The organism is Pseudolysinimonas sp. 10J20-29 (genome assembly GCF_055809595.1).
The window spans coordinates 2,063,407-2,086,656 of sequence record NZ_CM147917.1; the positions used below are offsets into that span (position 1 = coordinate 2,063,407).

Here is a 23,250-nt window from a genome sequence, read left to right on the forward strand (position 1 = left end):
CGTTCACCATATCCGCGCCGAGGTTCGTGACCGCGCGCTCTTCTCTCCGCGCTCCTCATGCTATAAGTTGGAGCACGCAACATTTTGCGTTCACCGTCGAACCAGGAGCATCATGGCCCTCACGCCCACCCCCGCCGACAAGTTCACCTTCGGACTCTGGACCATCGGGTACAACGGCACCGACCCGTTCGGCGGCCCCACCCGCAAGCCCCTCGACGTCGTCCACGCCGTCGAGAAGCTCGCCGAGCTCGGCGCCTTTGGCCTCACCTTCCACGACGACGACCTGTTCGCGTTCGGGTCGACGCCCGCCGAGCGCGAGAAGGAGATCGAGCGCCTCAAGGGCGCCCTCGCTGCCACCGGCCTCAAGGTGCCGATGGTCACCACCAACCTGTTCAGCGCGCCCGTCTTCAAGGACGGCGGCTTCACCTCCAACGACCGCGAGGTGCGTCGCTTCGCGATGCGCAAGGCGATGCGCCAGCTCGAGCTCGGCGTCGAGCTCGGCGCCACCACCTTCGTCATGTGGGGCGGCCGCGAAGGCGCCGAGTACGACGCGGCGAAGGATGTGCGCAGTGCGCTCGAGCGGTATCGCGAGGCGCTCAACGTGTTCGGCGACTACGTCACCGACAAGGGCTACGACATCCGCTTCGCGATCGAGCCGAAGCCGAACGAGCCGCGCGGAGACATCCTGCTGCCCACCGTCGGGCACGCGATGGCGTTCATCGAGACGCTCGAGCGCCCCGAGCTGTTCGGCCTGAACCCCGAGGTCGGGCACGAGCAGATGGCGGGTCTCAACTTCACGGCCGGCATCGCGCAGGCGCTCTACCAGGGCAAGCTGTTCCACATCGACCTCAACGGCCAGCGCGGCATCAAGTACGACCAGGACCTCGTGTTCGGGCACGGCGACCTGCACAACGCGTTCTCGCTCGTCGACCTGCTCGAGAACGGCGGCCCGAACGGCGGCCCCTCCTACGATGGCCCGCGCCACTTCGACTACAAGCCGAGCCGCACCGAGGACGAGACCGGCGTCTGGGACTCGGCCGCCGCGAACATGCGCACCTATCTGCTGCTCAAGGAGCGAGCCGCGGCCTTCCGCGCCGACCCCGAGGTGCAGGAGGCGCTCATCGCCTCGCGCGTGCCCGAGCTGGCGGTGCCGACGCTCTCGGCGGGTGAGACGTACGACGACCTGCTGGCCGACGCGAGCGCCTTCGAGGACTTTGACGCCGACGCCTACCTCGGCGGCAAGGGCTTCGGCTTCGTGCGCCTGCAGCAGCTCGCCACCGAGCACCTCCTCAACGCCCGCTAATGCTCCTGGTGTGCGGCAGGGATGCATCCCGGGCCCCAGCGAGTGCCGCGTGCGGCACGCGGTCGGGGCGCGGGTCACGCGGTTGGGGTGAGCTGTGAGGCTCGTCGCGGGGGTCGACTCCTCCACCCAGAGCTGCAAGGTCGTGATTCGCGACCTGGAAACCGGAGCCGTGGTGCGGACGGGGCGCGCCGGGCATCCCGACGGCACCGAGGTGCATCCGGATGCCTGGTGGACCGCCCTTCAGGCCGCGATCGCCGACGCGGGCGGCCTCGATGACGTCGCCGCGATCTCGGTCGGCGGTCAGCAGCACGGCATGGTCGTGCTCGACGCTGCGGGCGAGGTGATCCGGCCCGCTCTGCTGTGGAACGACACGCGCAGCGCCGGGGCGGCATCCGCCCTGATCGCCGAGTTCGGCGCCGCCGAGCTCGCGCGGTGCACGGGCAGCGTGCCGGTCGCCAGCTTCACCGCCACCAAGCTGCGCTGGCTGCGCGACGCCGAACCGAAGCACGCCGCGCGCGTCGCCGCCGTCGCGCTCCCCCATGACTGGCTCACCTGGCGACTGCTCGGCTACGGCCCGGCAGGCTCGAGTCCGCTCGGTCCCGACCTCGCCGCGCTGACCACCGACCGCTCCGATGCGAGCGGCACCACCTATTGGAGCCCGGCCGACGGCGAGTACGACCGCGAACTGCTCATCGCCGCGCTCGGGCACGACGCGACCCTGCCGCGAGTGCTCGGCCCGGCCGAGACCGCCGGAACCACGACGGCTCACGGCACGGTGCCGGCGGGGGTCGTCGTCGGCCCCGGCGCGGGCGACAACGCGGGAGCGGCGCTGGGCCTCGGCGCCCGCCCCGGCGACGTCGTCGTCTCGATCGGCACCAGCGGCACCGTGTTCGCGGTGAGCGAGCAGCCGGTGCGCGACGAGACCGGCGCGGTCGCCGGATTCGCGGATGCCTCCGGCGCCTACCTCCCGCTCGTCGCCACGCTCAACGCGGCCCGCATCCTCGACGCGACGGCACGGCTCCTCGGTGTGCACCACGACGAGTTGGGGCGACTCGCCCTGGGTGCCGAGCCGGGCGCTGCGGGGCTCGTGCTGCAGCCCTACTTCGAGGGCGAGCGCACCCCGAACCTGCCCGACGCGACGGCGACCCTGTTCGGCATGACCCTGGCGAGCACGACCCGCGAGAACCTGGCGCGGGCCGCGATCGAGGGCATGCTGTGCGGCCTGGCGGACGGGCTCGATGCCGTGCGCGTGCACGGCGTCACGGCCGAACGGGTGCTGCTGATCGGCGGCGCGGCGCAGAGCACGGCGGTGGCGACGATCGCCGCGCAGGTGTTCGACGCGCCGGTGGTCGTGCCCGAGCCGGCCGAGTACGTCGCGCTCGGCGCGGCCGTGCAGGCGGCGTGGGCGCTGTCCGGGGAGCGTCCGGCGTGGCCGGTGTCGACTGCGGCGACGCCCGCGCCCGATCTGCACCCGGTCATCCGCGAGCAGTACGCCGCGCGCGCCGCATCCGCTGACTGAGGCTCCGACGATCCCGCCCGCGCTCGCGCGCGTCCGCTCGGCGCGCACGAAACACCCGCAACCGCGTGACCCGCGCCCCCACCGCGTGCCGCACGCCTCACGCGCTGGCGGCAGGGATGCATCCCTGCCGCGCCAACGCTACAGGCGGGTGAGGGCGGAGAGGACGTCGGCGAGGAGGTCGTCGGCGGACTCGATGCCGACCGAGAGGCGCACCACGTTCTCGGGCACCTCGAGCTGGGTGCCCTTCACGGAGGCGTGGGTCATCTCGCTCGGGTAGCAGACGAGCGACTCGACGCCGCCGAGCGACTCCGCCAGCTGGAACAGCTCCATCGACTCGGCGAAGCGCCGCGCGGCCTCGCCCCCGCCGCGCACGGCGACCGAGATCATGCCGCCGAAGCTGCGCATCTGCGTCGCCGCGAGCTCGTGGCCGGGGTGCTCGGGCAGGCCCGGGTAGTAGACGCGCTCCAGCTTCTCGTGGCCGACGAGCGCCTCCGCGATGCGCTGCGCGTTCGAGGAGTGCCGGTCCATGCGCACCCCGAGGGTCTTGATCCCGCGCATCGTGAGCCAGGCGTCCATCGGGCCGGAGACGGCGCCGACGCCGAACTGCAGGAATCCGACCTGGTCGGCGAGCGACTCGCCCCGCACGAGCGTCTCGTCCTTCAGCACGACCGCGCCGCCGAGCACGTCGCTGTGACCGCCGAGGTACTTGGTGGTCGAGTGCACGACGACGTCGGCGCCGAACGACAGCGGCTGCTGCAGGTACGGCGAGGCGAAGGTGTTGTCGACGACGACGATCGCGCCGACGCGGTGCGCGAGCTCGGCGACCGCGGCGATGTCGGTGATCTTCATCAGCGGGTTGCTCGGGGTCTCGAGCCAGACGACCTTGGTGGCGTCGGGGCGCAGCGCCTTCTCGACCGCATCCAGGTCGCCCATCTCGACGGTCGACAGCGACACGCCCCACGGCACGTGCACGCGGCTCACCAGCCGGTGCGTGCCGCCGTAGACGTCGTTGCCCATCAGGATGTGGTCGCCGGGCTGCAGCGCGGCCCGCAGCAGCGTGTCCTCGGCGGCGAGGCCGGAGGCGAAGCTGTAGGCGCGGTCGCCGCCCTCGAGGGACGCGAGCAGGGTCTCGAGCGCGGTGCGGGTCGGGTTGCCGCCGCGGGTGTACTCGTAGCCGCCGCGGAAGCCGCCGATGCCGTCCTGCACGAACGTGGTCGTGAAGTAGATCGGCGGGATGACGGCGCCGGTCGTCGGGTCGAAGTCCTGACCGGCGTGGATGGCGCGAGTGGTGAAGTCGTTCTCGGAGTTCATGGGGTTCTCTTCTTGATCAGGAGGCGAGGGCGCGCGCGAGCGCACCGCGAGTCAGGAGGGCGACGGGCTTGCCCTGCTCGAGCACGAGCGCGGCGCCGGTGTCGGCGAGCGCGTCGCGCGCGACGTCGAGCGGCTGGGCCAGGCCGACGAGCGGGAGCACGTCGCCGAGGAGGTCGTCGATCGGATCGGCCGGGGTCACGTCGCCGGCGAGGAGCGCATCCACGAGGGCGCGCTCGGTGACGGTGCCGGCGACCTCGCCGAGCACGACCGGGGTGTCGGCTTTGAGGACGGGCAGCGCCGGGGTGTCGGCCGCGCGCAGCGCCGCGACCGCCTCGGCGACCGTCGCGCCGGGACGCACGTGCGGGAGCGCCGCCGCGTCGACCGTGCCGAGCACGTCGGCGACGGTGCGCCCCTCGCCTGCGACGCCGAAGCCGTGCCGGTCCATCCAGGTGTCGCTGAACACCTTGCCGAGGTAGCCGCGGCCGCCGTCGGGAAGCAGGATCACCATGACGTCGTCCGGTCCGAGGTCGCGGGCCGCCTTGAGTCCGCTCGCGATCGCGAGACCGCTCGATCCGCCGACCAGCAGCCCCTCCTCGCGCGCCAGGCGCCGGGTGAACTCGAAGCTCTCGGCGTCGCTGGAGGCGATGATCTCGTCGACGAGGCTCGCGTCGTAGGCGGTGGGCCAGAAGTCCTCGCCGACGCCTTCGACCAGATACGGCTGCCCGGTGCCGCCGGAGTACACCGAGCCCTCCGGGTCGGCGCCGATGATGCGCACGCCCGGGTTCTGCTCCTTGAGGTACTTGGCCACACCCGAGATGGTGCCGCCGGTGCCGACGCCCGCCACGAAGTGGGTGATCTTGCCCTCCGTGTCGCGCCAGATCTCGGGACCGGTCGACTCGTGGTGGCTGAGCGGCCCGTTGGGGTTCGAGTACTGGTCGGGCTTGAAGGCGCCGGGGAGCTCGCGCGCGAGCCGGTCGCTGACGTTGTAGTACGAGCGCGGGTCCTCGGGCGCGACGTTCGTCGGGCACACCACGACCTCGGCGCCGTAGGCCTTCAGCACGTTGCGCTTGTCTTCGCTCACCTTGTCGGGGCAGACGAACACGCACTTGTAGCCGCGCTGTTGGGCGACGAGGGCGAGGCCGATGCCGGTGTTGCCGCTCGTCGGCTCGACGATCGTGCCGCCGGGGGCGAGCTTGCCCTCGCGTTCGGCCGCGTCGATGATCCGCGTGGCGATGCGGTCCTTGGACGAGCCGCCCGGGTTGAGGTATTCGATCTTGGCGAGCACGGTCGCCTGGATCCCCTCGGTGACCGAGTTCAGCTTGACGAGCGGCGTGTTCCCGACCAGATCCAGGACGGTTGCGGCGTAATGCATGCCACGAGCCTACTTCCGCCGCACCCCGTGTTACCGGCGTTCGTCCGCGGCGGAGTCCGCGGCGGAGTCGGCGCCGGAGCCCGAGCCGGATGCCCCGCCGAGCCGCTGCCGTTCGAACAGGCGGGCGTACACCCCGCCGACCTCGAGCAGCTCGGCGTGGGTGCCGCGTTCGACGATGCGCCCGCCGTCGACGACGAAGATGACGTCGGCATGCACCACGGTCGAGAGCCGGTGGGCGATCGCGATGGTGGTGCGGCCGCGCGCCGCATCGTCGAGCGCCGTCTGCACGACGCGCTCCGAGACCGCGTCGAGCGCGCTGGTGGCCTCGTCGAGCACGAGCACCGCCGGGTCCTTCAGTAGCACGCGCGCGATGGCGACGCGCTGCTTCTCACCGCCGGACAGGCGATACCCGCGCTCGCCGACGATCGTGTCGTAGCCCTCGGGGAAGCGGGAGATCGTGTCGTGGATGTTGGCGGCCCGCGCCGCGGACTCCAGCTCGGCGTCGCTCGCGCCCGGCCGGGCGTAGCGCAGGTTCTCGGCGATGGAGGCGTGGAACAGGTACGTCTCCTGGCTGACGATGCCGATCGCGTCCAGCAGCTCCACCTGCCGCAGGTCGCGCACGTCGTCGCCGGCGAACAGCACCCGCCCCGAGCTCACGTCATGCAGGCGCGGGATCAGATACGACACGGTCGTCTTGCCGGCGCCGGACGGCCCGACGAAGGCCGCGTACTGGCCGGGTTCGATGCGGAACGACACCCGGTCGAGCGTCGGCGGGGTGTCGTCTCCGGCATCCGGATAGCGGAAGGTCACGTCGTCGAACTCGACGACCCCCAGCTGCTCGGGGTTGACCGGGTGCGCGTCCGGGCGGTCGGTGATCGTCGGGGTGAGGTCGAGGTACTCGAAGATCCGCGCGAACAGCGCCTGCGAGGTCTGCAGGTCGAGCGCCACCCGCATGAGCCCGAGCAGCGGCCAGCTGAGGCGCGCCTGCACGGTGGTGAACGCGACCACCGTTCCGGCGGTGACCATTACATCCTGGAAGATCAGCCACGCCGCGACCAGGTAGATGATCGCCGGGATCACCGAGAGGAACACGTTGACGATCGCGAAGAACCACTGCCCGCTCATCGCCTGCTGCACCTGCAGCCGGATCTGGTTCCGGTTCTCGTCGCGGTAGCGGTCGACCTCCCACTCCTGGCGCGAGAAGCTCTTGGCCAGCAGCACCCCGGAGACGCTCAGCGTCTCCTGCGTGATCGCCGTCATCTCGGACAGCGACTCCTGCGTCTTGGTGGCGATGCGAGCGCGCACCTGGCCGACCTTGCGCTGCGCGATCACGAGCACCGGCAGCAGGATGACGGCGACGATGGTCATCTGCCAGCTCAGCACGATCATCGCCACGAGCGCGGCGATCACGGTGACGGTGTTGCCGATCACGCTCTGAATGGTGTTGCTGAGCACCCCGGCGACGCCGCCGACGTCGTTCTGCAGACGCGACTGGATCACGCCGGTCTTGGTGCGCGTGAAGAAGCCGAGCTCCATCGCCTGCAGGTGCGAGAACAGGCGCACGCGCAGCTCGCCCATGACGCTGTTGCCGACCTTCGCCGTCAGGTACGCCTGGCCGACGCCGATGCCGGCGGAGGCCAGCCAGAGCAGCACCATCAGCGCCACGAGCTCGACGAGCACGGGGACGTTCGGGGTCCCCTCGGGCGGGAACAGGCCGCGGTCGAAGGCCTGCTGGGTCAGCAGCGGCGGCAGCACGCTGATCGCGGCGCTGACCAGCACGAGCGCGATGGTGACGGTGAGCGGTCGCCGATACGGGCGGAACAGCTCCCCGATGCGCGGCAGCAGGTTCGGGATGCGCGGGGCCGCGGCGTTCTCGGCGCGCTGCGCCTCCGCATCCGCCGCACTCACCCGGCCGCGCAGCTTGCCGTAGCGGCCGACGCTGCCCTCGCCTCGTCCGCCCATGCTCACCCTGTGAGCCTATTCCGCTCGCGCACCGAAGCGCCGGGTGGCGAGTCCGTGGAGCTCGCCACCCGGCGTCGGCCGGGGTGTGATCAGCCCTTCGTGGATCCCGCGAGAAGTCCGCGCACGAAGTAGCGCTGCAGCGAGAAGAACACGATCAGCGGCACGATGAGCGCGAGGAACGCGCCCGCCGGCAGCAGCTGGGTGTTGCGACCGAAGTTGCCGACCAGCTCGGCGAGTCGCTGCGTCAGCGGCGCCACGTCGACCGTGCCGCCGGAGAACACGAGCGCGACCAGCAGGTCGTTCCAGACCCAGAGGAACTGGAAGATCGCGATGCTCGCGAGCGCCGGCACCGACAGCGGCAGGATGATCCGGAAGAACATCTGCGTGTGGTTGGCGCCGTCGACGCGCGCAGCCTCGATCACGTCACCGGGGATCTCGGAGATGAAGTTGTGCAGCAGGAAGATGCACAGCGGCAGTCCGAAGATCGTGTGCGCGATCCACACCGCGGGGAAGGTTCCGCTGATGCCGAGCACCTGGGAGAAGATCTGCAGCAGCGGGATGAGCGCCATCTGCAGCGGCACGATCTGCAGCGCGAACACCAGGATGAACACCGCGTTGCTGCCGGGGAACTTGATCCAGGCGAAGGCGTACGCGGCCATCGAGGCGAGCACGATCGGGAACAGGGCGCTCGGCACCGCGACGATGATCGAGTTGATGAAGTACGAGCCGAGGTTCGCCGAGGAGGCCCCGCCCGAGAACAGCACGTCGCCGTAGTTCTCGAGGCTGAAGCTCGGGTTGGTGAAGATCGTCCACCACCCGCTGGTGCGGATGTCGACCGCCGGGCGGAACGAGTTGACGAACAGCCCGAAGGTCGGGATCGTCCACACCACCGCGATGATGACCGCGGCGGCGGTCGCGCCGCGCGAGGTCAGCCGCTGCTTGACTCGCTTCAGCTTGGGTCCGTTGCCCGAGGGGTCCGGTTCTGCCACGCCTACGGTGGCTGCCACGCCGCTCATCGGATCTCCTTCTGCTTGCGCATGACTCTCACGTTGTAGATCACAATCGGCAGAACCATGATGAACAGGACCAGCGCGAGCGCCGAGCCCTGACCGAACTCGCCGCGGTTGAACGCCTGCGTGTACATCTCGTTGGCGATGACGCTGGTGTCGAAGTTTCCGCCGGTCATCGTGCGGACGATGTCGAAGACCTTCAGGGTGGCGATGGTGATCGTGGTGACGACCACGACGAGGCTTCCCCGGATCTCGGGGATGGTGACGTTGGTGAACTGCTGCCAGGCGTTGGCACCGTCGAGACGAGCCGCCTCGATCCGCTCGATCGGCACGCCCTTGATCGCGGCCGAGAGCAGCACCATCGCGAATCCGGTCTGGATCCAGACCATCACGACGATCAGGAACAGGTTGTTCCAGGGCGAGTTGATCAGGAACTGCTGGGGCTCGAGCCCCAGCCAGACGAGCACCTGGTTGAGCAGGCCGATCTGCTCAAAGCCGGTGGCGCGGTACTCGTAGACGAAGCGCCAGATGATGCCGGCGCCGACGAACGAGATCGCCATCGGCATGAACACCAGCGACTTGAGCACCTTCTCGCCGCGCGACTTGTCGATGAACACCGCGTACGCGAGGCCGACGGCGGTCGAGACGGTCGGCACCAGCGCGACCCAGAGGAGCGTGTTGCCGAGGGTGGTGACGATGTCCGGCTGCGTGAACATCCAGACGAAGTTGTCGATGCCGATGAACTCGCCCGTGCGGTTGGTGAAGGCGAGGTAGGTGGTGCGCACCGCCGGATAGACGAGCCCGACCCCCAGGAGGATCAGCGCGGGGGCGACGAACGCCAGCAGCTGCAGGAAGTCACGCCCCCGTTTCGGCGCCCGATCGGCGAGGAACAGCACGAGACCGACGACCGCGGCGAACGCGGTGAGGCCGATCGCGAAGACTCCGAATTTCTCCCAGACCGAGCCCCAGAAGTCGCCCCGGGCGGCGAACGGCACGGCTCCGGCCAACATCCCCGGCATCATCATCGTTGACACGCCAGTTCCTCCCTTTGGTATGTGAACGCTACCGAGCAGTCGGCCCACCGAGCAAGAAGCCCGGTGGGCCGACCACGGTTCAACTGATCAATCTCGACTTACGGGAATGTGCTGTCGATGAACGTCAGCACCTCGTCGGTGCTCTTCGTTCCGACCACCCAGTCGACCATGCCGGTCCAGAACGAGCTGGTTCCGACCGCGGCCGGCATCAGGTCCGAGGCGTCGAAGGCGAACACGGTGTCTTCACCCTGCAGGATCTCGATCGAACGCACGGCCGAGCGCGGAGCCCGCGAGCGAGGCGTCAAGACCCTTGTTGGCGCTGATCACGCCGCCGAGAGCCACCCGGTTGTTCGCCCAGGTGTCGCTGGCGAGGTAGGTCTGCAGCGCGTCGACGGCTTCGCCCTCGACGAACTTGGCGACGAACTCGCCACCACCGGTGACCGAGTCACCCGCGGTGGGGTCGGTCTTCGGGGTGATGAACGCCCAGATGTCACCGTCGGGAGCAACGGTCGTACCCTCCGGCCACTGCGCCTCGTAGAACGAGGCCTGGTGGTGGAGCGAGCAGTTGCCGTCGAGGATCGGCAGACCACCGTCGTTGAAGGTGGTCGACACGATCGACTCCACGCCGCCGAAACCGCCGTTGACGTAGTCCGGGTTGAGGATGATCGCTCCGACGAGGTCGAAGGCTTCACGGATCTCGGGCGAGTCGAACTTCAGGTCGCCCGCGACCCACTCGTTGTAGGCGTCGGCGCCCGCGGTCCGCAGGACGAGGTCCTCGATCCAGTCGGTGCCCGGCCAGCCGGTCGCGTCACCGGATCCGAATCCGACGCACCACGGCTTGTAGGTCGCGGTGTTGTTGGCCGACATGTCCTCGGTGAGAGCCATCAGCTCGTCCCAGGTGGTGGGAACCTCGTAGCCGTTGGCCTCGAACTCGGCGGGCGAATACCAGACCCAGCCCTTGACGCTCGCCATCAGCGGCGCCGCGTAGAAGGTGCCGTCGACGGTGCCGTAGCCCTTCCAGCTCTCCGACCAGAATTCGTCGACGTTGTCTTCGACGGTGGAGGCGGCGGGCAGCACGTACCCGTCGCCGACCAGGCGCTGCAGGAGGCCGGGCTGCGGAATGATCATGAGCTCGGGGGCGTCACCGGCGGCGGCGCGCACGTTGATCTGCGTCTCCGCCTCCTGGGTGCCGACCGTGTCGACCGTGATGCCGGTGCAGGTCTCGAAGTCGGTGATGCTCTCGACCAGCTGGTCGAGCTCGACGCCCTGAATCGTCGTGTAGAGCTCGACGGACTCGCCGTCGAACGTGCCGTACTGCTCGTAGGCCGAGCAGTCGGTGTCGCCCGTGCCGCTGTCGGTGGCCGCCGTGCAACCGGCGAGGGCGAGGCCCGCGATCCCGGCTGCCGAGACCGTCGCCAGCAAGCGACGTTTGGTGAGTGAACGCACTGTGGTCCTCCTCGTTGAGGGTCGTGTGCCCGCCTGGGGCGGGCGTCGTGTGGTGGTGCAGGTCGGAGCGCAGACCGCAGAGCGCCGAGATCTCGCCGCGTTGCGGAACCGGTTCCAGTCTCAACGCTAAGCGCTCCCACGACCAGGTGCAAGCACCGAATCAGGCCGACACCATTTCGTGACTCAATGATCCGTCAGGTTGCGCGACCTCCTCGGTCGCGCCGTTCGCGCCGATGGCCCTAGGATGTTGGAACCGGTTCCGGGGTTCATCAATGCATCCGAGGAGGGGTCCGCGTGAGTTCGCTCGCCGAGGTCGCACGCCATGCCGGCGTCTCCAAGGCCACCGCCTCGCGCGCCCTCAGCGGCGCGGCCCACGTCTCCGACGCCACCCGCGCCCGCGTCGCCGCCTCCGCCGCGGAGCTCGGTTTCGTCGCCTCGACGAGCGCCGCGAGCCTCGTCACCGGCCGCACCCGCAACGTCGGCGTCGTCACGCCGTTCATCAGCCGCTGGTTCTTCGGCGAGGTCATCGAGGGAATCGAAGAGGCGCTCATCGACGCCGGCTACGACCTCACCCTGTTCCGCGTGCAGGAGGATCCGGACCTGCGGCAGCGGGTGTTCGACTACTTCCTGGTGCGCAAGCGCGTCGACGCCGTCATCACCGTCTGCGTCGCGCTGAGCCCGGAGGAGATCCAGGCTCTCGCCGCGCTCGGCAAGCCCGTCGTCGGCATCGGCGGCGGAATCGCGGGGATGAGCAGTCTGCGGATCGACGACGTCGCCGCCAGCCGCCTCGCGACCGAGCACCTGCTCAGCCTCGGGCACCAGCGCATCCTGCACGTCGGCGGCGACCAGGAGGAGCGCATGGACTTCCACGTCCACGCCCAGCGCCTCGCCGGATTCCGACAGGCGATGGCCACCGCGGGGCACCGCCCCGGCGACGACTTCGCGGCAGCGACGGAGTTCACCATCGCGGGCGGCTTCGCGACCGGCCTGCGCGTGCTCGGCAACCCGGCCACCCGTCCGAGCGCGATCGTCGCGGCGAGCGACGAGATCGCCATCGGGGTGATCCTCGCGGCGCGCCAGCTCGGCATCCAGGTGCCGCGCGATCTCTCCGTCGTCGGGATCGACGACCACGACCTCGCCGAGATGTTCGGGCTGACGACCGTGCGTCAGGTGCCGCGGGCGCAGGGGCGCGACGCCGTCGGCATGATCATGGCGTCGATCAACGCGGGCGAGATCAGGAGCCACGACCTGCAGCTGCCGCTCACGCTGCGCGTCCGGTCCAGCACGAGCGCCCCCCAGCCCGACTGACGGCGCCCCCGCCACAACGAGAACGGGCGCCACCCGAAGGTGACGCCCGTTCGTGCGACCAGAGGTCGCGGGGAATTACTTGAGGACGACGGTGGCGCCAGCCTCTTCGAGCTGAGCCTTGGCCTTCTCGGCCGTCTCCTTGTTGGCACCCTCGAGGACGGTCGCCGGAGCGCCGTCCACGAGCGCCTTGGCCTCGCCGAGGCCGAGGCTCGTGAGCGCGCGGACCTCCTTGATGACCTGGATCTTCTTGTCGCCAGCGGCCTCGATCACGACGTCGAACGCGTCCTTCTCTTCGACCTCTTCGGCGCCCGCGCCACCGGCGGGGGCACCCGCGGCCGCAACGGCGACCGGAGCGGCGGCGGTGACCTCGAAGGTCTCCTCGAACTTCTTGACGAACTCGCTGAGCTCGATGAGCGAGAGCTCCTTGAACGCCTCGAGCAGCTCGTCGGTGCTGAGCTTAGCCATGATTTCTCCTTGGTTGTTTCTGTGGGTCACTGCCGCGGACTAGGCCGCGGTCTCCTGCTTCGCGCGCAGCGCGTCGACCGTGCGAACGGCCTGCGCGAGCGGTGCGTTGAACATGTAGGCGGCTCCGAACAGCGAAGCCTTGAAGGCACCGGCCAGCTTGGCCAGCAGCACCTCACGGCTCTCCAGATCGGCGAGCTTGCCCACCTCGGCGGCGGTCAGCGGGGCGCCATCGAAATAGCCCCCCTTGACCACGAGCAGAGGGTTCGCCTTGGCGAAGTCACGCAGCGCCTTCGCGACGGCGACCGTGTCACCGTGCACGAATGCGATCGCCGACGGACCGACAAGGTCATCGTCGAACGACGTGATTCCGGCCTCGTTGGCCGCAATCTTGGTCAGCGTGTTCTTCACCACGGCATAGGTCGCGTGCTCACTGATCGACTTCCGCAGCGTCTTCAGCTGCGCGACCGTGAGTCCGCGATACTCGGTGAGCACGACCGCGTTCGAGCTGCGGAAGTTCTCCGTCAGCTCGGCGACCGTTGCTTCCTTGTTCGCCATGGCGCTCCTGTGGTTCTCGTATGCATTGCCGGCATCCGGGTGGATGCCTCGGCCGAGACGAAGAAGGGAACCCGCAGAAAAAAGCTCCGGCGCGAGCGCACGGAGCTGGGGCCCGAAAGAGATCGGGACTTGCTTCACACACCTGCGCGGGACCCTCACGGGGAGGACTTCGTCCGGTGCATCGCTTTCACGACGCAACGGAGACCAGCGGTCTTCGGCCTCCGCAAGACTACGGGACGCGACCCTGCGGCGCAAACCGGAGTCGGCGGCGGATTCAGGCCCGCCCCGGCAGGCCTAGCTGCGGCGCTGCTTCAGCTCGCGACCGAGGCGCGGGGTGTGCGGTTTCGCGGGCGGTCGGGCGGCGGCGGCCTCGTCGCGCTCCGCGGCGCGTTGGATCGCCCGCCCCGTTCGCGCGAGGCTCTGCTGGGGCCGGAGCACCGTCGCGTCGCCTGCGGCCAGCGCCGGCGAGCGCGCGTCGGATCCCTCGGCATCGGAGCGGCCGGTGCGGCGCGTCGGGCTCAGCCGCTTCGGCAGCAGCAGCGCGATCGCGATCGCCGCGAGCAGCAGCACCACGGCGCCTGCCGCGATCGGAATGCCCGTGCCGGTCGCCTCCGGCGCCGCCTCCTCGACCGGCGGCACGATCGCCACGACGTCCAGCGGTGCCGGGCTCTCCAGCCCGGAGCGCCCCGGCACCAGCGGCGTCAGGGTGTCGCCCTCCAGCGCGAACCACGCGTCGGCGCCCTCGTCGTGCACGAGCGAGGCCTTGGCGGGCACCTCCGAGAGCGCGGTCGCGAGCTCCGGATCGGGAACGAAGGCCGCGAGCTCGGGGAGCACCGTCTCCGGCTGGATCCACACGGTGGCCAGCCCCACCGGCTCCTCGTCGACGAGGACCGGGACGATCCACTGGTTCAGCAGTCGCACGACGTCCTCGGTGTCGACCCCGGCGAGGTAATCATCGGTCCACGCGAACACGCGGGTGATCTCGCCGGTCTCCGTCTCATCGGTGAAGTCGGTGCCGCGCTCGCCGCTCGCATCCAAGCCGTACACGTCGCGCAGGTCGGCCAGCAGGTCGCCCTCGGTGATGTACTCCTCGACCTCGTCGGGCACCGATCCGAGACTCCCCGCCGCGCCGGGCGCCGCGGTGGCCGCCACCGGGCCTGCCGTGAGCGCCGCCGCCAGCAGTGCGACGCCGACCGTCAGGCGGCGCGCCGCCATCGCGGTCGCGGGAGGGAAGGCGCGCATGTCAGTCCTTGGTTCCGGGTCTTCGGGCTGAATCTGACGTTACCTCCCCCTCGGCGCGCGGCGTGCGACGCTCTCGGCGCGCCGGACGGGGGTCACAATGGGGTGGTGTCCGCTTCGCATCCCGTCCTGTCGCTGTGGGACGAGCCTGCGCCGCACCACCGCGACCGCGTCGTCACCGATGGACGGGACCGCGTGGCCTGGTTCCGCGCCCGCTCGCGCGGGGTGACCGCGAGCGATGCGGCCCGCCTCGGCAGCCGTCGCGCGATCGCGGCGCTCGCCCGCGAGAAGACCTCCGGATCGGGGTTCCGCGGCAACGCCTACACCGAGCACGGGCGTCGCCGCGAGCCCGAGATCGCCGCCTGGGCGGCGCGGGTCTACCAGATGACGGCGAGCGCCTCGCTGTTCCATGCGGCCGGCAACCCGCTGCACCTCGCGACGCCGGACGGCCTGCGCGAGCGCGATGGACGCGTTGAGCTGTGCGAGATCAAGACGACCAGCAGCGCCTGGACGACGATTCCGCGCTCGTACCTGCGACAGGTGTGGTGGCAGCAGTACGTGCTCGGAGCCGAGCGCACCCTCGTCGTGTGGGAGCAGCACCGCGACTTCGTGCCGGTCGGCCGTGAGCCGCAGTGCCGGTGGGTCGACCGCGACGAGACGCAGATCCGCGCCCTCGTCGAGCTCGCCGACGAGCTACTTGACGCGCTCCGCGCCTGACGTCGCGATCCCCCGCCGCGAGACCCACACGGCGCCCGCGCCGGTCACCGCGATGATGACCGCGATCATGACGACGTAGAAGGCGACCGAGAAGTAGCCGTTGGCCGACAGGGACGGGTTGAGGAACGGGTACGGGTACCACGGCTCCCCGGTGCGACCGTCGATCGCGAAGGGCCCGCGCAGCAGGGTGTAGGCGGCCCAGACGATCGGGAACACGATGATCGTGCGCACGGTCGACCACGGCAGCGGCGCGCGCCCCGGCGCGAACAGCCAGTCGAGCACGAGGTAGAGCGGGCCGACCACGTGCAGGATCTCGTTCGACCAGCCGAGCGTGCTGCCCTGCGGCAGTTCGACGCCGCGCAGCAGCAGGTTGTAGACGATCCCGGTCACCGCCATGTAGGTGACGACCGAGACGCGAATCAGAGCGAACCAGCGCGGGTCCTCCCCGCGGCGCACCAGCAGCAGCACCGCGCCGATTCCGAGCACGACGACGCTGAGCACGTTCGACTCGATCGTGAAGAAGCTGAAGAAGCCGAGCAGCAGGAACGGGATGTCGGCGGCCGGATCCTGATTCCAGAAGTCGATCGAACGTGACCAGCTGGCCGATGATCGCCGCCGCGATCGCCGCCGCGGCGAGCGCTCGGATGACGGTGAATGCGATGCGCATCGGTGCGTTCCTCCCCCGGCGCGACCCCCGCGCCCGCGTCGAGCGTAGCGCGGTGCCCCCGCGACGAACATTTCCGACACCGTGACATGTCCGAAACATCACGGAATCATCGACAAACTTGACTGTTGTCTACCATGCACGACACAAAGCCTTCAACGATGCGCGCGATGACGATGTCCCAGTCGGGGGACGCTGACGTGCTCGAGCTCGCCGAACTCGCACGACCGGTCCGGACGAACGCTGAAGTTCTGGTCCAGGTGGTCGCCGCCGGTGTCAACCCGATCGACGCGAAGACGCGCGCCGGTCGCGGCGGATTCCCCGCCATCCAGAACTTCCCGGTCGTGCTCGGCAACGACTTCAGCGGCGTCGTCGTCGAGGCGCCCTACGAGGCGCATCCGCTGCAGCCCGGCACCGAGGTGTACGGCATGACCACCGTGCCGCGCGTGCAGGGCGCCTACGCGGAGTACCTCAGCGTCAGCGAGCTCAGCCTGGTGCGGAAGCCCGCGACTCTCTCGCACGTCGAGGCCGCGGCGGTGCCGCTGGCCGCCCTCACCGCCTGGGGCATGGTCGTCGAGACCGCTCGGGCGCACGAGGGCCAGCGCATGCTGATCCATGCGGGAGCCGGTGGCGTCGGGCACTTCGCCGTGCAGTTCGCCTCCTACTTCGGCGCCCACGTCATCGCGACCGGCTCTGCCCACAACGCGGACTGGCTGCGCAGCCTCGGCGCCGCCGAGGTGATCGACTACACCGCGGTGCGCTTCGAGGAGGAGCTCGCCCCGGTGGACGCGGTCATCGACCTGATCGGCAACGTCAGCGACGACACCGCGACCCGCTCGCTGAAGGTGCTGCGGCCCGGCGGCATCATCGTCAACGGTCCGACCGGAAGCTGGCCGACCCTCGCCGAGGACTGCGAGGCGGCCGGCGTGCGCGGCACCGGCTACCGCGTCTCGCCGAACGGCGCCACGCTCGCCGTCATCTCGCGGCTGCTCGACTCGGGCGACGTGCGCGTCGCGGTCGAGCAGGTCTTCGACCTGGCGGAGGCCGCCGCGGCGCACCGCCAGATCGAGACCGGACACACCCGCGGCAAGATCGTGCTGCAGGTCGCCGAGAACTGACGGCCGCGCATTACAGTTCAGGCATGACACGCCACAGCCCGACGGTGTTCGACCGCACCACCTGGCCGGACTCGCTGCTCGACGCGGCACTGGCCCCCTCCCGCCAGGCCGTGCCGTGGATCGAGGATCTCGGCGCGCGCGCCGAGCGGCCCCGGCTGCGCAGCGCCGTGCAGACCGACCTCGTCGTCGTCGGCGGCGGGCTCACCGGACTGTGGACCGCGGTGCGCGCCAAGCGGCGCGACCCGGGGCGCCGTGTCGTGCTGCTGGAGGCGAAGCGGATCGGCTGGGCCGCATCCGGTCGGAACGGCGGCTTCTGCGACGCGAGCCTCACCCACGGCGCCGACAACGGTCGCTCGCGCTGGCCGGAGGAGTTCGAGACCCTCGAACGGCTCGGCCTCGAGAATCTCGCCGGCTTCGAGCGCGACCTGGAGGAGCTGAACGTCGACGCCGAGTTCGAGCGGGTCGGCGGGCTCGACGTCGCCACCGAGGAGCACCAGCTCGAGTGGCTCGACGAGATGGCGAACGAGCCCGGACGCCAGCGGGTGACGGCGCTCGGCGCGCGGGCGCTCGTCGACTCGCCCACCTACCTCGGCGGCGTCGTGACGAGCGGCGACTCGCTCGCCCTCGTGCACCCGGGGAAGCTGTCGGAGGGCCTCGCCCGCGCCGCGGAAGAGGTCGGCGTCGAGATCTTCGAGCACAGCCCCGCGACGGGGCTGGACGCCGACGGCGACCGGATGGTCGTGCGAACGGCGCACGGCAGCGTCACCGCCGACCGGGTGGCGCTCGCCACCAACGCCTTCCCCAGCCTGCTCGTGCGCGACCGGCTGATGACCGTCCCCGTCTACGACTACGTGCTCATGACGGAGCCGCTCACCGCCGCGCAGCGCGAGTCGATCGGCTGGCAGGGCCGACAGGGGCTCGGCGACGTCGCCAACCAGTTCCACTACTACCGGCTGACGAGCGACAACCGCATCCTGTTCGGCGGCTACGACGCCGTCTACTTCGCCGGCGGCCGGATCCGCGAATCCTACGAGGACCGCCCCGCGAGCTTCCGCAAGCTCGCCAGCCATTTCCTCACCACCTTCCCGCAGCTGGAGGATGTGCGGTTCGCGCACCGCTGGGCCGGACCGATCGACACCTCCACGCGGTTCTGCGCCTACGTGCGGCTCGCGCGCGGCGGACGCGTCGCCGCGGCGCTCGGCTTCACCGGCCTCGGGGTCGGCGCGAGCCGCTTCGCCGCCGAGGTCATGCTCGACCGGCTCGACGGGCTCCAGACCGAGCGCACCGAGACGCGCATGATGCGCGAGCTGCCGCCGCCGTTCCCGCCGGAGCCGATCGCGAGCATGGGCATCCAGGCGACCCGCTGGTCGCTGGACCAGGCCGACCACCGCGGCGGCCGCCGCAACCTGCTGCTGCGCACGCTCGATGCGCTCGGCCTCGGATTCGACTCGTGAGCGCGCCCGTGCCGGAGCTCCCGGCGGGTGTCGCGGTCGACCTGGCGGCGCTGCCGCTCGAGTTCGAGCGCGTGCCGGCGGCGCAGCGCACCGCGGGCGAGCCGGCGACCGGCTACGCGGTGCTCGGCACGCTCGGCGAGGCGGAGCTCGGCGTGTGGGAGATGACGACCGGCGGGATGCGCGACGTCGAGGTCGATGAGGTCTTTGTCGTGCTCGCCGGGCAGGCCACCGTCGCGTTCGAGGACGGGCGTCCGAGCGTCGAGCTCGCCCCGGGCGTGCTCGTGCAGCTCACCGCGGGCGACCGCACGGAGTGGACGGTGCGGCAGAGCATCCGCAAGCTCGTCGTCAGCTGAGCTCGAGCTCCATCACGAAGTCGTTCTCGTCGCGGTCGCCAACCCGGAACCGCTTGGCTCCCACGACCGCGAAGCCGTGCTTGCCGTAGAAGCGCTGCGCTCGCGCGTTCTCCTGGTTGACGCCCAGCCACACCGATCTCGCCGGCTGCTCGGCGGCCGCCGCGAGGCTCGCGCGCATCAGCTCGGCGGCGATGCCGCCGCCGTGCGCGTCGGGATGCACGTAGCACTTGGACAGCTCCACCGTCGGCCGGGCCGCCACCGCCGCCGCCACGTCGGCGTCGCTCGGCTCGCCCGCCACGAGCATCGTGTAGCCGAGCAGCGCGCCGTCGGATTCGGCGACGAACAGCTGCCGCTCCGGGTCGGCGAGGTAGCCCTCGAAGCTCGTGCGGCTCAGGTGCTGCGCGATGAAGGCCCGCTTCGAGGCCTCGGTGGTGTGCGGCGGACACGCAAGCGGGAAGGTGATCGCGGCGAGCACCGCGAGAGCATCCGCGTCGCTCGCGCGGGCGGGACGGACCGTGACGGTCATCGGATCCTCTCCGGGAATGCACGGAAGGGGCCCGCGAGTGCGGACCCCTTCCGGTGGTGCGTTTGCTGTGGTGCGGGTGACAACAGGTCGTGTCGCCCGACGAGCGAGCTAGAGCGCGCTGACGTCGAGCGGAACCCCGGGACCGAATGTCGTCGAGAGCGACGCCTTCTGGATATAGCGACCCTTCGACGAGCTCGGCTTGATCCGCTGGATCTCCTCGAGCGCGGCGTGGAAGTTCGCCGCGAGCTGCTCGGTGGTGAACGCGGCCTTGCCGATCACGAAGTGCACGTTGGAGTGCTTGTCGACACGGAACTCGATCTTTCCGCCCTTGATCTCCGAGACGGCCTTGGCCGTGTCGGGGGTCACGGTGCCGGTCTTCGGGTTCGGCATCAGGCCACGCGGACCGAGCACCTTGCCGAGACGACCGACCTGACCCATGAGCTCGGGGGTCGAGACCGCGGAGTCGAAGCTGGTGTAGCCAGCGGCGACCTTCTCGATGAGCTCGGCACCGCCGACCTCGTCGGCGCCCGCGGCGATCGCCGCTTCGGCGGCCGCACCGGTCGCGAACACGATGACGCGCGCGGTCTTGCCCGTGCCGTGCGGCAGGATGACCGTGCCGCGGACCATCTGGTCCGCCTTGCGCGGGTCGACGCCGAGCTTCATCGCGACCTCGACGGTCGAGTTGAACTTCGCGGAACCGGTCTCGCGGACGACGGCAACAGCCTCGTCGGGACCGTAGAACTTGCCGGGCTCGAGCTTGTCGAGGGCGGCGCGGTAGGCCTTGGAATTCTTCGCCATGATTACGCCTCCACCGTGATTCCCATCGAACGGGCGGTGCCCGCGATGATCTTCATGGCCGCCTCGACGTCGTTCGCGTTGAGGTCAGCCTGCTTCTGCTCGGCGATCGCGCGAACCTGGTCCTTGGTGAGCTTCGCCACCTTGACGGTGTGCGGCGTGCCGGAGCCCTTCGCAACGCCGGCAGCCTTCTTGATGAGCTCGGCGGCGGGCGGGGTCTTGAGGATGAACGTGAACGAGCGGTCCTCGTACACGGTGATCTCAACCGGGATGACGTTGCCGCGCTGCGACTCGGTCGCCGCGTTGTAGGCCTTGCAGAACTCCATGATGTTCACGCCGTGCTGACCCAGCGCGGGGCCGATGGGCGGCGCGGGGTTCGCGGCGCCGGCGTTGATCTGGAGCTTGATCAGGCCGGTCACCTTCTTCTTCGGTGCCATTGTTCTTCTTTCTGTCGAGCGTCCGACGGACGCGCTCCCGCCACGCCAGCGAACCTGGAGTGGGGTGAGGGATTGACGGCATGCGTCGAGAACGACACAGCCGACAGGTCAGCATACCGGAATCCGGCGGGCGCCGCGAGGCGCGAGCGCTACTCGGTCGGGCTGCCGACCGAGCTCTCGGCCAGCACGTCCGGGCCGCTCGCCACGTGACGACGCACCAGACGGGACTCCGCCACCAGCAGCGCGACGACGAGTGCGGCGCCGGCGAACACCAGCGCGATCACGAGCGGCAGCTGCTCGGCCACGGGGGCGAGCACGCCGCCGTCCTCCGTCTGCCACGGCCACAGCGCGCGCAGCGAGCCGAGCATCAGGCCGGTCATGACGGCGAGCGTCACCTGGCGCCGGCGCTCCAGCAGCCACTGCAGCAGCGGCGCGAAGCTCCCCAGCCCGAGGATCGCGCCCAGGGCGAAGACGCCGAGGTAGACGAGGTCGCGGTCGTTCACGGCGGCCAGCGTCGGAGCGTAGAGCCCCATCGCGAGCAGCAGGAACGAGCCGGAGACACCCGGAAGAACGAGCGCGCACACCGCGATCGCGGCGGCGACCGCCACGAACCACAGCTGCGGCTCCGCCTCCCCCGCGGCCGGAAGACCGGTCAGCACGAAGGCGACGACCGCCGCGAGGGCCGCGAGCAGCACCTCGCGCGCACCCCACCGTCCGACCATGCGGATCGGCACGATGAGCGAGGCGAGGATGAGGCCGACGAACACGGCGCGCGTCTCGACCGGGAACGACTCGATCGCGGGAGCCAGCAGCGCGGAGGCCACCAGCACCGCCGCCGCCATGCCGGCGAGGACGGGAAGGATGACGCGCCAGCTGACGTCGGCGAAGTGACCGCGTGCGCGCGCGAGTCCGCGACCCGAGGGCACGTCGCTGACGGCGGACAGCGTTCCGCGGACCACGGCCGCGGCCGAGCCGATGAGCCGGTCGTAGACGCCCACGATGAGCGCGATCGTGCCGCCGCTGACGCCCGGAACGACTTCCGCCGTTCCGATGAGCGCCCCGCGAACGACGTCGATGCCGACGCCCGCGAGCGAGGTCGCGCGGCTCAGAGCTTCGTCACCTGGTCGAAGCTGAGCTCGACCGGCGTCTCGCGCTCGAACAGCGACACGAGCACCGTGAGCTTGCCGCTCTCGGGCTTGATCTCGCTGATCGTGCCGGGAAGACCCGCGAACGAGCCCTCCTTGATCGTGATCGTCTCGCCGATCTCGAAGTCGACCTCGGCGGGGATAACGCGCGCGGCGGGCTGACCGCCCTTGGCGGCGGCACCCGGCTTGGTCGGGGCCTCGACGACCTGGACGAGGCTCTTCAGCATGTTGAAGGCCTCCTCGAAGCGCAGCGGCGTCGGGTTGTGGCTGTTGCCGACGAAGCCGGTGACCCCGGGGGTGTGGCGCACGACGGACCAGCTGTCCTCGTTGAGGAACATGCGCACGAGCACGTAGCCGGGGATGCGCACGCGAGTCACGAGCTTGCGCTGCCCGTTCTTGATCTCGACGACGTCCTCCATCGGCACCTGGACCTCGAAGACGAAGTCCTCCATGCCCATCGACTGACGGCGCGACTCGATGTTCTGCTTGACGCGCTTCTCGAAGCCCGCGTAGGAGTGGATGACGTACCACTTGCCCGGCTTGGAGCGCAGCTCGGCGCGGAACTCCTCGTAGGGGTCGACCTCGGTCTCCTCCTCGGCCTCGGCGTCCGTGTCGTCGCTGGCCTCGTCATCGGTCGCCTCGACGGCGGCGTCGGCCTCGTCGGCGGAGTCGATGTCGAGCGCGTCGTCCACGATGGCGTCAGCCTCGGGGTCGGCGGCCGCGTCGAGCGCGTCAAGGAGACTCTCGAGGTCGGACTCGACGTCCTCATCCTCGACGACATGGATCGCCGTGTGTTCGGCGGCGTCGACGGAGTGCTCCTCCTGCTCGAGAACGTTGCCCTCCTGGGCCTCGTCCTCCTCGGACGACTGCTCGGCGGCCGTCGCGAGATCAATGTCGCGGCGCTCTTCTTGGCTCACGGTGCTTCTTTCCTTGAAATTAGGTCGAGACGACAGATCAGCCGAAGTAGCTGCCGTCGCCGAACACCCAGGACACGAGCCAGCCGAAGCCGTAGTCGAGTCCGTAGATGATCCCCATCATGATGACGACGAACACCAGAACGACTCCGGTGAAGCTGATCAACTCGCGTCGCGTCGGGGTGACGACCTTCTTGAGTTCGTTGATGACCTGACGGATGAAGAGTGCGACGCGCGCAAACGGCCCTCGCCGTTCGGCGCGATCCCGCTTGGCACTCGCGACGAGGTCCTCACTCGGATCGTCGACCACCTTGCGTGCCACTTTTCTCCACCTTTCGGCCGCTGAATCCCGGGGAAGACCCGAGATCTCGCAGGGCGGACAGGAATCGAACCTGCAACCTGCGGTTTTGGAGACCGCTGCTCTGCCAATTGAGCTACCGCCCTACAGTGTCGGGAATCACCGCCCGTCGCGACCGTTCCCGGGCATGACGAAGCTTGGCGATTTCCACCACCGCGACCAGTGTACGGCATCCCGTCCGGGGCTTTCGTGGGGGCGACGGAACGCCGCGAAAAGTCGCGCGAAAAAAATCCCCAACCGGCGTC

At 70.0% G+C, this 23,250-nt stretch carries 24 protein-coding genes and 1 tRNA gene; 7 read left to right on the forward strand and 18 right to left on the reverse strand.

Annotated features, from left to right (window positions below):
* Positions 1–112 precede the first annotated feature (112 nt).
* Both xylA and xylB read left to right on the forward strand, forming a co-directional pair.
* Positions 113–1,303: a xylose isomerase gene (xylA, locus tag AC0L6Y_RS09955; protein ID WP_473551683.1), complete on the forward strand. Its 1,191-nt coding sequence runs from the start codon at positions 113–115 to the stop codon at positions 1,301–1,303.
* A 94-nt stretch (positions 1,304–1,397) separates the two neighbouring features.
* Positions 1,398–2,822, forward strand: coding sequence for a xylulokinase (xylB, locus tag AC0L6Y_RS09960; RefSeq protein ID WP_473551686.1), 1,425 nt, complete (start codon positions 1,398–1,400; stop codon positions 2,820–2,822).
* Between the two features lie 138 nt (positions 2,823–2,960).
* Here xylB and AC0L6Y_RS09965 read toward each other — a convergent pair whose 3' ends face one another.
* From AC0L6Y_RS09965 to AC0L6Y_RS09995, 7 genes are all read right to left on the reverse strand, one after another.
* A complete protein-coding gene (locus AC0L6Y_RS09965; protein WP_473551689.1) occupies positions 2,961–4,133 on the reverse strand; it encodes a cystathionine gamma-synthase in 1,173 nt (390 codons plus the stop codon).
* A 16-nt stretch (positions 4,134–4,149) separates the two neighbouring features.
* Complete coding sequence (locus AC0L6Y_RS09970; RefSeq protein WP_473551692.1) at positions 4,150–5,505, reverse strand: cystathionine beta-synthase; 1,356 nt, start codon at positions 5,503–5,505, stop codon at positions 4,150–4,152.
* Between the two features lie 30 nt (positions 5,506–5,535).
* Positions 5,536–7,467: an ABC transporter ATP-binding protein gene (locus AC0L6Y_RS09975; protein ID WP_473558427.1), complete on the reverse strand. Its 1,932-nt coding sequence runs from the start codon at positions 7,465–7,467 to the stop codon at positions 5,536–5,538.
* Positions 7,468–7,556: 89 nt separating this feature from the next.
* On the reverse strand, positions 7,557–8,483 hold the full coding sequence (locus AC0L6Y_RS09980; RefSeq protein ID WP_473551695.1) for a carbohydrate ABC transporter permease: 927 nt from the start codon (positions 8,481–8,483) through the stop codon (positions 7,557–7,559).
* Entirely contained in the window at positions 8,480–9,487 is a 1,008-nt protein-coding gene (locus AC0L6Y_RS09985; protein WP_473558430.1) for a carbohydrate ABC transporter permease, read from the reverse strand. The genes AC0L6Y_RS09980 and AC0L6Y_RS09985 overlap by 4 nt, the downstream gene beginning before the upstream one ends.
* A 122-nt stretch (positions 9,488–9,609) precedes the next feature.
* Positions 9,610–9,783: a hypothetical protein gene (locus AC0L6Y_RS09990; RefSeq protein WP_473551698.1), complete on the reverse strand. Its 174-nt coding sequence runs from the start codon at positions 9,781–9,783 to the stop codon at positions 9,610–9,612.
* A complete protein-coding gene (locus AC0L6Y_RS09995; RefSeq protein ID WP_473551702.1) occupies positions 9,755–10,957 on the reverse strand; it encodes an ABC transporter substrate-binding protein in 1,203 nt (400 codons plus the stop codon). Before AC0L6Y_RS09995 ends, AC0L6Y_RS09990 begins: the two co-directional genes overlap by 29 nt.
* A 294-nt stretch (positions 10,958–11,251) precedes the next feature.
* On the opposite strand from AC0L6Y_RS09995, the gene AC0L6Y_RS10000 reads away from it, so the two are divergent.
* A complete protein-coding gene (locus tag AC0L6Y_RS10000) occupies positions 11,252–12,265 on the forward strand; it encodes a LacI family DNA-binding transcriptional regulator (RefSeq protein ID WP_473551704.1) in 1,014 nt (337 codons plus the stop codon).
* Between the two features lie 75 nt (positions 12,266–12,340).
* On the opposite strand, the gene rplL is transcribed toward AC0L6Y_RS10000, so the two are convergent.
* From rplL to AC0L6Y_RS10015, 3 genes are all read right to left on the reverse strand, one after another.
* Positions 12,341–12,730, reverse strand: coding sequence for a 50S ribosomal protein L7/L12 (gene rplL, locus AC0L6Y_RS10005; RefSeq protein WP_473551707.1), 390 nt, complete (start codon positions 12,728–12,730; stop codon positions 12,341–12,343).
* 39 nt (positions 12,731–12,769) lie between these two features.
* Complete coding sequence (gene rplJ / locus AC0L6Y_RS10010; RefSeq protein WP_473551712.1) at positions 12,770–13,285, reverse strand: 50S ribosomal protein L10; 516 nt, start codon at positions 13,283–13,285, stop codon at positions 12,770–12,772.
* 294 nt (positions 13,286–13,579) lie between these two features.
* On the reverse strand, positions 13,580–14,527 hold the full coding sequence (locus AC0L6Y_RS10015) for a hypothetical protein (protein WP_473551714.1): 948 nt from the start codon (positions 14,525–14,527) through the stop codon (positions 13,580–13,582).
* A 105-nt stretch (positions 14,528–14,632) separates the two neighbouring features.
* Here AC0L6Y_RS10015 and AC0L6Y_RS10020 point away from each other — a divergent pair, with 105 nt between their 5' ends.
* Positions 14,633–15,241, forward strand: a complete 609-nt coding sequence (locus AC0L6Y_RS10020) for a YqaJ viral recombinase family protein (protein ID WP_473551716.1) — start codon at positions 14,633–14,635, stop codon at positions 15,239–15,241.
* Here the strand turns inward: AC0L6Y_RS10020 and AC0L6Y_RS10025 are convergent.
* Entirely contained in the window at positions 15,218–15,979 is a 762-nt protein-coding gene (locus AC0L6Y_RS10025; RefSeq protein WP_473558435.1) for a Pr6Pr family membrane protein, read from the reverse strand. The genes AC0L6Y_RS10020 and AC0L6Y_RS10025 overlap by 24 nt on opposite strands.
* 63 nt (positions 15,980–16,042) lie before the next feature.
* On the opposite strand from AC0L6Y_RS10025, the gene AC0L6Y_RS10030 reads away from it, so the two are divergent.
* Genes AC0L6Y_RS10030 through AC0L6Y_RS10040 form a run of 3 tightly spaced genes read left to right on the forward strand, consistent with a single transcriptional unit; the run spans position 16,043 to position 18,830 of the window.
* Positions 16,043–17,023: an NADP-dependent oxidoreductase gene (locus AC0L6Y_RS10030; RefSeq protein WP_473551719.1), complete on the forward strand. Its 981-nt coding sequence runs from the start codon at positions 16,043–16,045 to the stop codon at positions 17,021–17,023.
* A gap of 23 nt (positions 17,024–17,046) precedes the next feature.
* Entirely contained in the window at positions 17,047–18,477 is a 1,431-nt protein-coding gene (locus AC0L6Y_RS10035; protein ID WP_473551721.1) for an NAD(P)/FAD-dependent oxidoreductase, read from the forward strand.
* A complete protein-coding gene (locus tag AC0L6Y_RS10040) occupies positions 18,474–18,830 on the forward strand; it encodes a cupin domain-containing protein (protein WP_473551724.1) in 357 nt (118 codons plus the stop codon). Before AC0L6Y_RS10035 ends, AC0L6Y_RS10040 begins: the two co-directional genes overlap by 4 nt.
* Here the strand turns inward: AC0L6Y_RS10040 and AC0L6Y_RS10045 are convergent.
* From AC0L6Y_RS10045 to AC0L6Y_RS10075, 7 genes are all read right to left on the reverse strand, one after another.
* Positions 18,823–19,356, reverse strand: a complete 534-nt coding sequence (locus tag AC0L6Y_RS10045) for a GNAT family N-acetyltransferase (RefSeq protein ID WP_473551727.1) — start codon at positions 19,354–19,356, stop codon at positions 18,823–18,825. The genes AC0L6Y_RS10040 and AC0L6Y_RS10045 overlap by 8 nt on opposite strands.
* A gap of 108 nt (positions 19,357–19,464) precedes the next feature.
* Positions 19,465–20,154, reverse strand: a complete 690-nt coding sequence (gene rplA, locus AC0L6Y_RS10050; RefSeq protein ID WP_286720011.1) for a 50S ribosomal protein L1 — start codon at positions 20,152–20,154, stop codon at positions 19,465–19,467.
* A gap of 2 nt (positions 20,155–20,156) precedes the next feature.
* Positions 20,157–20,588, reverse strand: coding sequence for a 50S ribosomal protein L11 (gene rplK / locus AC0L6Y_RS10055; protein WP_286720013.1), 432 nt, complete (start codon positions 20,586–20,588; stop codon positions 20,157–20,159).
* A gap of 149 nt (positions 20,589–20,737) precedes the next feature.
* Positions 20,738–21,586 carry a DUF368 domain-containing protein gene (locus AC0L6Y_RS10060; protein ID WP_473551731.1) on the reverse strand — a complete coding sequence of 283 codons (849 nt, stop codon included), beginning with the start codon at positions 21,584–21,586 and terminating at the stop codon, positions 20,738–20,740.
* A 107-nt stretch (positions 21,587–21,693) separates the two neighbouring features.
* The gene (gene nusG, locus AC0L6Y_RS10065) at positions 21,694–22,650 is read right to left on the reverse strand and encodes a transcription termination/antitermination protein NusG (protein WP_473551735.1); all 957 of its coding nucleotides are present in this window, start codon (positions 22,648–22,650) and stop codon (positions 21,694–21,696) included.
* A 37-nt stretch (positions 22,651–22,687) separates the two neighbouring features.
* On the reverse strand, positions 22,688–22,969 hold the full coding sequence (secE, locus tag AC0L6Y_RS10070; RefSeq protein WP_286720020.1) for a preprotein translocase subunit SecE: 282 nt from the start codon (positions 22,967–22,969) through the stop codon (positions 22,688–22,690).
* 49 nt (positions 22,970–23,018) lie between these two features.
* Positions 23,019–23,091 (reverse strand) — tRNA-Trp (locus tag AC0L6Y_RS10075).
* Positions 23,092–23,250 lie beyond the last annotated feature (159 nt).

Excerpts from the sequence above, each read along its gene's own strand:
- xylA (WP_473551683.1), top strand. The coding sequence starts at position 113 with ATGGCCCTCACGCCCACCCCCGCCGACAAGTTCACCTTCGGACTCTGG.
- AC0L6Y_RS09965 (WP_473551689.1), bottom strand. The coding sequence starts at position 4,133 with ATGAACTCCGAGAACGACTTCACCACTCGCGCCATCCACGCCGGTCAG.
- AC0L6Y_RS09970 (WP_473551692.1), bottom strand. The coding sequence starts at position 5,505 with ATGCATTACGCCGCAACCGTCCTGGATCTGGTCGGGAACACGCCGCTC.
- AC0L6Y_RS09975 (WP_473558427.1), bottom strand. The coding sequence starts at position 7,467 with ATGGGCGGACGAGGCGAGGGCAGCGTCGGCCGCTACGGCAAGCTGCGC.
- AC0L6Y_RS09980 (WP_473551695.1), bottom strand. The coding sequence starts at position 8,483 with ATGAGCGGCGTGGCAGCCACCGTAGGCGTGGCAGAACCGGACCCCTCG.
- AC0L6Y_RS09985 (WP_473558430.1), bottom strand. The coding sequence starts at position 9,487 with ATGTTGGCCGGAGCCGTGCCGTTCGCCGCCCGGGGCGACTTCTGGGGC.
- rplL (WP_473551707.1), bottom strand. The coding sequence starts at position 12,730 with ATGGCTAAGCTCAGCACCGACGAGCTGCTCGAGGCGTTCAAGGAGCTC.
- rplJ (WP_473551712.1), bottom strand. The coding sequence starts at position 13,285 with ATGGCGAACAAGGAAGCAACGGTCGCCGAGCTGACGGAGAACTTCCGC.
- AC0L6Y_RS10015 (WP_473551714.1), bottom strand. The coding sequence starts at position 14,527 with ATGCGCGCCTTCCCTCCCGCGACCGCGATGGCGGCGCGCCGCCTGACG.
- AC0L6Y_RS10025 (WP_473558435.1), bottom strand. The coding sequence starts at position 15,979 with ATGTTCGTCGCGGGGGCACCGCGCTACGCTCGACGCGGGCGCGGGGGT.
- AC0L6Y_RS10030 (WP_473551719.1), top strand. The coding sequence starts at position 16,043 with ATGCACGACACAAAGCCTTCAACGATGCGCGCGATGACGATGTCCCAG.
- AC0L6Y_RS10035 (WP_473551721.1), top strand. The coding sequence starts at position 17,047 with ATGACACGCCACAGCCCGACGGTGTTCGACCGCACCACCTGGCCGGAC.
- AC0L6Y_RS10045 (WP_473551727.1), bottom strand. The coding sequence starts at position 19,356 with ATGACCGTCACGGTCCGTCCCGCCCGCGCGAGCGACGCGGATGCTCTC.
- rplA (WP_286720011.1), bottom strand. The coding sequence starts at position 20,154 with ATGGCGAAGAATTCCAAGGCCTACCGCGCCGCCCTCGACAAGCTCGAG.
- rplK (WP_286720013.1), bottom strand. The coding sequence starts at position 20,588 with ATGGCACCGAAGAAGAAGGTGACCGGCCTGATCAAGCTCCAGATCAAC.